Here is a 7,399-nt window from a genome sequence, read left to right as displayed (position 1 = left end):
GGAGACCGAGCGGCAGCGGGCCGAGCAGCTCGCCGGCGAGGTGACCGAGCTCGAGGCCGCCGCGGCCGCGGCGACCGAGGAGCTCGACGCCGCCGTCGCCGCCGTCGACCGGGAGCTCACCCGGCTGCAGGACGCGCAGCTGCGGGTCAACGAGGAGACGGCGGCCAGCTGGCGGGCCTACCTCGCCGACCTGTCCTCCGCGGGCCTCACCCCGCCGCCGGCCTCGGCCCTGCGGGACCCCGGGTCGGGTCTGCCCGAGCGACTGGTGCCGGTCGGCGCCGCGGCCGGGGGAGCGCAGCGCGGGGCCGCCCAGCTGCCCCGGTAGCCCAGCTCGCTGCTGGTCCTGCCGGCCGAGACCCTGGACGCGGTCAGCACCGCCATGGACGCGCTGGGCCGCCCGTACGCGCCGGGCACCGCCGGGCTGGACTCCTGGGCCTGCGGCTCGCTGGTGCAGGCGGCCTACGGCTCGGCCGGCATCGACCTGCCCGACGACCAGGCCGGCCTCTACGGCGTCACCACGCCGGTCGACCCGGCCGACGTCCTCCCCGGCGACCTGGTCTTCCTCGGGGCGGGGGAGTCCGGTCTGGCGCACGTCGGCATCGCCCTGGACCCGCAGACGATGCTCGCGGCCGACGCGCGGGCCGGGGCGGTCGTCGTCCGCCGGCTGCCGACCGACGAGGTGCTGGGCGTCGGCCGGCCCAGCCTCGGGCTGCGGGACGGGGTGCCGGCGCCCGGCCCCACCGGGGGCGCGCTGCGCGTGGAGTGCGGCAACGCGGTGTACCCGCCGACCACCGAGGGGTCGCGCGCCTGGGGCGGCTACCCCAACGGGCTGATCCCGCCGAGCGCGTTGTGCCCGCTGGGGGTCGCCGGCCACGCGCTGCGCTGCGACGCGGCGGCCGCCTACCGCGCCCTGTCGGGCGCCTTCGCGGGCGCGTTCGGGACGCCGCTGTGCCTCACCGACTCCTACCGGACCTACGCCGGCCAGGTGCGCCTGTACGGCGAGAAGCCGGCGCTGGCGGCGGTGCCGGGCACCAGCGACCACGGGTGGGGGCTGGCCGTCGACCTGTGCGGCGGCGTCGAGCGGTTCGGGACGGCGCAGTACGCCTGGATGGTCGCCAACGCCGGCCGCTTCGGCTTCCTCCACCCGCGCTGGGCCGACCCCGGCAACGGTCGCGAGGAACCGTGGCACTGGGAGTACGCCGGATAACCGTCCGCGGCGGTCCGCCGTTGTCCGTCTCCGCAGGTCAAAGCCTCGCCCGACCAGTCGAGGACCGCCACGAACGGTCGCGGACGCCGCACGCTGGCCACCACGCTGGCACCAGCGACGGGCCCGACGGGAACCCGCCGCACGTCACCTAGCGCCATCGCCCCACAGCGGTGAGCATCAGACGCAAGGCGGCCCCGCCCCGGTGTAGCGACCGGAACGGGGCCTTGATCCCTCCCCCTCCCTGGAAGGACGAGAGACCCATGATCGACACTACTGAACGTCGTCCTGCCACGGCTGCGGTCGACGACCCCATGGCCGAGGCCATGGTGCATTTCCTGACGCACCACTCGGAGCCGACGCTCGTGGTGCTCCCGGTGGACTGGCTGCCGCGGAACGGCCGGCACTGGTACCTGTTCCCCGACGTCGATGTCTTGGCGTTGAGCATGGAGAGGTGGGAATGCGGCGCGGTGGATGCGGTCTTCGAGGAGCTCGGCATCCGTCTCCGGCTGCCTCGCCTGGGTGAGCGTCCACCGGCCCGGAGCCGATGCCCGCTCTGCAGCGGCCCACAGCGCTCGCCCGCCGTGCCAGGACGTGTCGCAGCCACGCGACACGATGCAGTGGGCCAAGCGCGCCGCCGGCCCGCCGCTCGGCCGATGAAGATCCCGCAGTCGTCAGCTCCGGCCACGCCTCGACGGCCGACCGTGAACGACCTGGGGCTGCTGCGTCCGAGGAGCGCTCGATGAACCCCGAGGAGATCGTCGTGCTGCCCGGCGGGGTCACCCTCCAGCCCGCCGCTCCGGGCCTGCTGGAGGCCACGGTGGCTACCCCGGGCGGGGTTCGGTTCGGCCTGATCGACCTCTCGGACCTGCAACGGATCATCGACGAGCTCGCCGCCGGCCTCGCCACCTAGCGCCGTCCCGCACAAGCACTGAGCCCCGCCGATCCGCAGTCGGCGGGGCTCAGTCCGCTTCTGGTGCCTTACGGGTGCCTGTCTGGGGTCGGGCACATCTCGGGCGACGCAGACCAGCGGGCACCGCGATTCGTCATGTCCGTCGGATCGGTGTGGGGGTACCACTTCACCCGCTTGGCGCTGCCGCACACCTCGCAGACGCCTGGCTGATGGGCGTCCTTCTCGGCCGTGGAGTAGTACCCCTGCTCATCAGGCATGGGCTTCAGCCTGCCAGTGCAGGATTCAAACCGCGACGCTCCGCCGGCAGCGTGCCGCCCCAGATGCCGTACCGGTGATCGTTGGCGAGGGCGTAGGCGAGGCACGGGGCTGCTGCCGGGCACCGGCGGCACGCGGCGACCGCCGTGCGCGCCGGCATGTCGTGGATGTCCTTGTGGTCGGGCCACCAGGCCTCCGCGTCGGAGGTCTGGCAGGCCACCGGGCCACAAGCCTCGAGCGCCTCTTGCAGCGCGAGCCACTGTGCCGCCGCCTTCGCGGGCGGGGCCCACAGGTCCCGCTCGAGAGCCGCGTCCTGGCTCACGTACCTATTGCGTCACGAACCTGATCCGACACACGACAGGCGCGCCGCACATGACCGCAGGGATCCGCCGTCCCCCAGCCGCTGTCATCCCACTCGCCGCACCCGCTCCGGCGGCACGGTCGGCACGTGCCGACCACGACCCCACTCGTGCTGGACGACAAACTCGACAGTCCCGTCCAGGGTCCGACCCAGGTTCCCGGCCTGCACGGACGTTCGTGCTTTGAGTGGCACGCGACCGTGGAGATCCGGTCGGCGAACTGCGGCTGACCTCCGTCGCTGGCCGCGCAACGCTCCCCACACGCCCACTCCCGTCCGCAGCCTCAGGGGCGCAGGCGCAGGAGGCGCCCCCCGAGCGTGGCAGGCCACGCAGGCTCGCAGGCCCCATGCGCGCCGGCAGTTCGTCCGAGCACCGGCCCCCCCTACTGGCCGGCGGGGTTGGTGAAGCGATAACCGCGGTCGCGGTAGTAGTTGATGATCCGCTGCACGCTGTCGACGGTGTTCTGCCGGTAGTTCCCGGGGCTGCCGTCGTGCATCAGGACGTTCGGGTGGTAGGACCCCGGGTTTGTGGCCCTGTAGACGATCGACTGCTGGAAGGAGCTGCTCAGGTAGAGCGGCGTCTTCCAGTCCTGGGTGTCCCGCGACCACATCGTCGTACTCATCCCGCGGTTGCGAGCCAGGCTCAGGGTGGTGCTGTCGTAGGCCCCGTAGGGCGGGCGGAAGAAGCACGGCTTGTAGCCCCCGACGACGGCTGCGGAGATGTACCTGGTGGCCGAGTCCATCTGAGCCGCCTGCTGGCTGCTGGTGAGCGTCGTCATCTTGGTGTGGTTGTAGGTGTGGTTCCCGACGGTGTGCCCCTCGGCGACCACCCGTCGCACCAAGGCGGGGTAGGCGCGGGCGTAGGTCCCGGTCATGAAGAAGGTGGCGCGGACGCGGTTGGCCTTGAGGATGTCGAGGATTTGCGTCGTCCACTTTGGGCTCGGGCCGTCGTCGAAGGTGAGCGCCACGTTGCGGGCCACCGTGGCGGGCACCGTGGTGAGGACGTAGCTCTTGGGTGCCGGGCAGGTGTTGACGGCCGCCTCTGCCGGCTGCGGCCCGAGCCCGGAGTCCGGCGGGGCCGCCACCAGGGCGGCGCAGGTCAGGGCCGCAGCCAGCAGCACCGCCTTGGCTCTGGCGATCAATAGTCCGGCCATGCCGACACCTCCAAGGGTCGAGCTGCCCGCTACAGACCTCGTGCGACCCGGAAGGTAGGGGATCCCGCTCGACGGCGGGCAGGCCATCGGTCGCGGGTCCGCGCAGTCCGGCGTTGCGGCGTCCCTCAGCGACCTGCCGCGTGACCTCCGTGACGACGAGTCGTCACTGGGTTACGTCCTGAGCCGTCGACCTCGGGGACCTTTGAGCCGGGCACGGCGAAGGTCGCGGGCCAGGAGCCCTGACCACGATCACGGCACCAGCTCGTCACCGTCCGGTCGCCAGGCCCGCCAGCCGGTGCCCATCACAGCTGCGCCTGTCGCATCCGCACCGTCTGCTGCAACAACTCCACGAGATCGAGACCGCCGGGCCAGCCGTACTGGTCACGCCAGTTCAGCCGGGCACGGCTAAACAGGTTCCACGCCTGCTGCCCGCGCCACGCCTCGAACGACCAGTTCGGCGGACCGTACGGACCATCCGGGCCACGGTTCCGGTAGCTCTCCGGGTCGTAGCCGGCCGGATCGACCAGCGGCAACCAATCGGCCTCGACGTACGACAGCAGCCGGCCCGGCGGCTCGACGAACCCCGGCGGGGTCCTCTGCCGGCGCCTCACGACATCAGCCCGTACCGGTCAAACCAGTCCATGAGGTTCACATCGTGCTCGTCGCACCAGTCAGACCAGGCAGTCAGATAGCGGCGGTTCGCCTCGTAGTGCCCCAGCACCAGATACCCGTCCTCGTAGGCCGGGCCATCCCAGCCCCACTCCGCGGCCACGAACCGGCGGATACGCAACGGCGGCTCCGGGACCACGGGCACCCGCAGACGGCGGCGCCTCATCCGACACCACCCCGGTACACACCACGCACACCCATCCGACGCTGCGGACGGCGGCTCTCGCCTTCGCTCTCCTCACCCGCCGGCAACCGCAGAGCGGCCTGCAGCCGGGCCAGAGTGATCCGCTGCTGCCGGGCCTCCACCAACGCCGGATGCGCCCGCTCACCCTGGCTGGAGCCCAGGAGGACACCATCCGCGGCCACACGGGCCTCGAGCAGGTCCAATGCGTCGGTGGTGCGAACCAGCTCCCGCAGCAGCAGCAGCTCGTGTTCCTCGAGCTCGTACTCCTCCAACACGGCGTTCCACAGGGCCGCGCCGGCCTTCTGAGCGCCCCTCGGGGGCCTCGGCTTGCTCATCTGGTCCTCGCAAAGGGGAGATGGTTTCGGATGTCGGAGATAAGTTTTCGAGACTGGCGGGTCCCGTAAGGGGGGTGGGGGGAAGGGAACGGCCCCATACCTCGCTGACCTGCGCGTTTACAATCCGACACGGGTGGCTTCCCGCCTGACACGGGTGACGTTCTGCCGTGATCGTCCTTCGCGTCCACCCGCCGACAAGTTGCACCACCTGCGGCACCAGGGGCACGGGGCGCCGTGGGCGAAGCCGAGGTAGCCGGTCCGGGTGCGGTCATGGTCATAGTGCAGCCACGGCCCCATCGGTCCCAGCGGATGACGGCATCGACTGCACGGGTCGGACGGGTCGTGCCTCGCTGCTGCGGCCTTGCGGGCCTTGGCGTGGGCGTAGCCGTAGGACGCCGACCGGGGCCGGCTGCGGGACCAGGGCATCGGTGCTGCGGTCCTCTCGAATGGCAGGGATGAGACGGTGTCGACGCAGGCGGATCGCAGCGCGGAAAGGAAGTGACGCGCTCCTCGCCTTACGTCCGGTTGCCCCGCGCCATGGCGAGCGGGGGCCCGGTGGGCTTGACGCCGGCACCATCTCGGTCATGGGTCAGCCCTGCGGCGGGATGGTCGGGGGCACGATCGGCTCCCCGGTGGGCGTGCGCGGGGTCAGGTCGTGCACCTTGCGGTAGCCGTCGCGGTCACGGTCGGCGGACAGCTCTTTGCCGTGCGGCATGAAGGTCCCGCTGCCCGCGGCCTCGGCGTCGGCCTGGGTGTTGAGCGGTTTCCCTGCGGCGTCCCTCGGCCAGTACGGGTAGTTGCCAAGAGGTCCGGGGTCGAGCGCGTCAACGGCCATCAGTGCCGCTCCCGCATCACGCCGTCGTAGCTGGCGTTTCCACATTCGACGCACCGATCGCAGCGGATGCTGCCGACCTGTGCGGTGCCGTCCTGGCTGTAGGTGGGGATGCCGTAGCTCTCCACGCGAGGCGCGTCCTCGCCGGGGCGGGGCTTGCAGTACTCGGCGTGCTCGAGGGTCGGGGCGGTCATCGGTTGGTCTCCTCTGCTGCGGTGTCGCCGGCCGCGGCGCGGCGGGCGTGGAGGTCATTGACCTCGGTGGCGGTGCGGTCGCCGACGATGCGGGCCACAGCGGCGGTCACGACGTCCTGCACGGGGGCGACGTCGACGGTGGGGAGGGCGCGGTAGTCGACGTCGTGGCCGAGCCGGCTGAGCGCGGACAGGTGCTCGTAGACGCGGGTGCGGCGAAGCTGCTGCGCGGCGGTGTAGTCCGCGAGCGCCTTGACGATGGGCAGGTCGGCGACGGCGGCGTCGAAGGTGGCGCGGGCGGCGTCCACCTCGGCGTCGAGGGCCTTGCGGTCGTAGCCGGCGACGAGCTCTTCGTCGAACTGGCGCTCGGCGTCGGCGCGGCGCTGGGCCTGCTGCTGCTGCCGCTGGGCTTCCTGCTCGCGGATCTCGGTCAGGCGGGCGGCGATCCGCTCGGCTTCGGCGGCGAGCTGGTCGCTGGTCGGCTCGGCTGTGGTCTTCGGCATGTCGGTTCTCCTGGCAGTCAGGCCGCGGGGCCGTGGTCGGGGACGTAGACGCCGGCCGCCTTGGCGTCGAGGTAGTACCGGCGGAAGGTGGCGTGCTCCACGGCGACGCTGCGGACCCGCAGCGGCAGAGCGTCGAACGCTTGGCGGTCGTTCTCGAGCAGGTCGGCAGCCCGGTCCAGCGCGGGGTCTGGCCTGTAGAGCCTGGCGTTGACCTCGAGCCGGGCCCGGTCTCCGTACTCGTAGTAGTTGCTGGGCATGGGTTTTCTCCTTCGGGTTGGGCTACTGAGTGGCTTGCTGGTCGACGAGCCGGTGGAACCGTTCGTCGGCCTGCTCGCGCCACGAAGCACGGCGCGGCTTGGAGTGGCGTCGAGGCGGGCGGCAGACGTCGCAGCGACCATCCCGGGCGTTCGGGGGAACCTCGACGGCGAGGCAGTCGGGGCACCAGGCGCTCACGGCCGGCCCCCGGGCTCGTAGGCGGCCAGGCCGCGGGCAACTTCGCGGAACACCGTCGCGGTCGACAGCTCCGGGTGCTGCTCGGCGGTCTGCGCCAGGTCGAGCAGCAGTGCGGCCACGTCGTCGGCGGCCAGGTAGAGGGCGCCGTCGTAGACGACGGTGCGGAGATCGGCGTCAGTGCTGCGCATGCTCTGTCGCTTAAACACATTCGACGCCGCCTACGACTCCTCCCGCGAATACCCTGGTGCCTGCCTGATAATGTACCAACACGCCGCACTCACCATCCGGAATGCAGCCTCACACCGTTCGAACAAGTCTCTGCCGATGATCACACGTAGATAACGATAT

At 71.6% G+C, this 7,399-nt stretch carries 13 protein-coding genes; 3 read left to right on the top strand and 10 right to left on the bottom strand.

What is annotated here, in order from left to right:
• From CNO22_RS24400 to CNO22_RS27975, 3 genes are all read left to right on the top strand, one after another.
• On the top strand, nt 1–325 hold a 325-nt coding region (locus CNO22_RS24400), incomplete at its 5' end, for a hypothetical protein (protein ID WP_198588576.1).
• 54 nt (nt 326–379) lie between these two features.
• Nucleotides 380–1,207 carry a D-alanyl-D-alanine carboxypeptidase family protein gene (locus tag CNO22_RS24395; protein ID WP_100501845.1) on the top strand — a complete coding sequence of 276 codons (828 nt, stop codon included), beginning with the start codon at nt 380–382 and terminating at the stop codon, nt 1,205–1,207.
• A 739-nt stretch (nt 1,208–1,946) separates the two neighbouring features.
• Complete coding sequence (locus CNO22_RS27975) at nt 1,947–2,117, top strand: hypothetical protein (RefSeq protein ID WP_157937100.1); 171 nt, start codon at nt 1,947–1,949, stop codon at nt 2,115–2,117.
• 262 nt (nt 2,118–2,379) lie between these two features.
• Here the strand turns inward: CNO22_RS27975 and CNO22_RS24385 are convergent, their stop codons facing one another.
• From CNO22_RS24385 to CNO22_RS24340, 10 genes are all read right to left on the bottom strand, one after another.
• A complete protein-coding gene (locus CNO22_RS24385; RefSeq protein ID WP_100501843.1) occupies nt 2,380–2,694 on the bottom strand; it encodes a WhiB family transcriptional regulator in 315 nt (104 codons plus the stop codon).
• 419 nt (nt 2,695–3,113) lie between these two features.
• Nucleotides 3,114–3,884, bottom strand: a complete 771-nt coding sequence (locus CNO22_RS24380) for a polysaccharide deacetylase family protein (RefSeq protein WP_157937099.1) — start codon at nt 3,882–3,884, stop codon at nt 3,114–3,116.
• A 302-nt stretch (nt 3,885–4,186) separates the two neighbouring features.
• Nucleotides 4,187–4,495, bottom strand: a complete 309-nt coding sequence (locus CNO22_RS24375) for a hypothetical protein (RefSeq protein ID WP_100501841.1) — start codon at nt 4,493–4,495, stop codon at nt 4,187–4,189.
• Nucleotides 4,492–4,698: a hypothetical protein gene (locus tag CNO22_RS24370; RefSeq protein WP_100501840.1), complete on the bottom strand. Its 207-nt coding sequence runs from the start codon at nt 4,696–4,698 to the stop codon at nt 4,492–4,494. The genes CNO22_RS24375 and CNO22_RS24370 overlap by 4 nt, the downstream gene beginning before the upstream one ends.
• Before the next feature lie 17 nt (nt 4,699–4,715).
• Complete coding sequence (locus tag CNO22_RS24365; protein WP_100501839.1) at nt 4,716–5,072, bottom strand: terminase; 357 nt, start codon at nt 5,070–5,072, stop codon at nt 4,716–4,718.
• Between the two features lie 589 nt (nt 5,073–5,661).
• Nucleotides 5,662–5,907, bottom strand: coding sequence for a hypothetical protein (locus tag CNO22_RS24360; RefSeq protein ID WP_100501838.1), 246 nt, complete (start codon nt 5,905–5,907; stop codon nt 5,662–5,664).
• The gene (locus CNO22_RS24355) at nt 5,907–6,098 is read right to left on the bottom strand and encodes a hypothetical protein (RefSeq protein WP_100501837.1); all 192 of its coding nucleotides are present in this window, start codon (nt 6,096–6,098) and stop codon (nt 5,907–5,909) included. Before CNO22_RS24355 ends, CNO22_RS24360 begins: the two co-directional genes overlap by 1 nt.
• A complete protein-coding gene (locus CNO22_RS24350; RefSeq protein WP_100501836.1) occupies nt 6,095–6,598 on the bottom strand; it encodes a hypothetical protein in 504 nt (167 codons plus the stop codon). The genes CNO22_RS24355 and CNO22_RS24350 overlap by 4 nt, the downstream gene beginning before the upstream one ends.
• 17 nt (nt 6,599–6,615) lie before the next feature.
• Nucleotides 6,616–6,855, bottom strand: a complete 240-nt coding sequence (locus CNO22_RS24345) for a hypothetical protein (protein ID WP_100501835.1) — start codon at nt 6,853–6,855, stop codon at nt 6,616–6,618.
• Between the two features lie 192 nt (nt 6,856–7,047).
• Nucleotides 7,048–7,239: a hypothetical protein gene (locus CNO22_RS24340; protein WP_100501834.1), complete on the bottom strand. Its 192-nt coding sequence runs from the start codon at nt 7,237–7,239 to the stop codon at nt 7,048–7,050.
• Nucleotides 7,240–7,399: the final 160 nt, after the last annotated feature.

It is taken from the genome of Geodermatophilus chilensis, from assembly GCF_002802985.1.
Classification (GTDB): Bacteria; Actinomycetota; Actinomycetes; order Mycobacteriales; family Geodermatophilaceae; genus Geodermatophilus; species Geodermatophilus chilensis.
This window is presented reverse-complemented; position numbering and strand designations above follow the sequence as displayed.

What these genes read in the sequence shown, in the direction of transcription:
- CNO22_RS24395 (WP_100501845.1), top strand. Translation starts at nt 380, where the DNA reads ATGGACGCGCTGGGCCGCCCGTACGCGCCGGGCACCGCCGGGCTGGAC.
- CNO22_RS27975 (WP_157937100.1), top strand. Translation starts at nt 1,947, where the DNA reads ATGAACCCCGAGGAGATCGTCGTGCTGCCCGGCGGGGTCACCCTCCAG.
- CNO22_RS24380 (WP_157937099.1), bottom strand. Translation starts at nt 3,884, where the DNA reads ATGGCCGGACTATTGATCGCCAGAGCCAAGGCGGTGCTGCTGGCTGCG.
- CNO22_RS24365 (WP_100501839.1), bottom strand. Translation starts at nt 5,072, where the DNA reads ATGAGCAAGCCGAGGCCCCCGAGGGGCGCTCAGAAGGCCGGCGCGGCC.
- CNO22_RS24360 (WP_100501838.1), bottom strand. Translation starts at nt 5,907, where the DNA reads ATGGCCGTTGACGCGCTCGACCCCGGACCTCTTGGCAACTACCCGTAC.
- CNO22_RS24355 (WP_100501837.1), bottom strand. Translation starts at nt 6,098, where the DNA reads ATGACCGCCCCGACCCTCGAGCACGCCGAGTACTGCAAGCCCCGCCCC.
- CNO22_RS24350 (WP_100501836.1), bottom strand. Translation starts at nt 6,598, where the DNA reads ATGCCGAAGACCACAGCCGAGCCGACCAGCGACCAGCTCGCCGCCGAA.
- CNO22_RS24345 (WP_100501835.1), bottom strand. Translation starts at nt 6,855, where the DNA reads ATGCCCAGCAACTACTACGAGTACGGAGACCGGGCCCGGCTCGAGGTC.
- CNO22_RS24340 (WP_100501834.1), bottom strand. Translation starts at nt 7,239, where the DNA reads ATGCGCAGCACTGACGCCGATCTCCGCACCGTCGTCTACGACGGCGCC.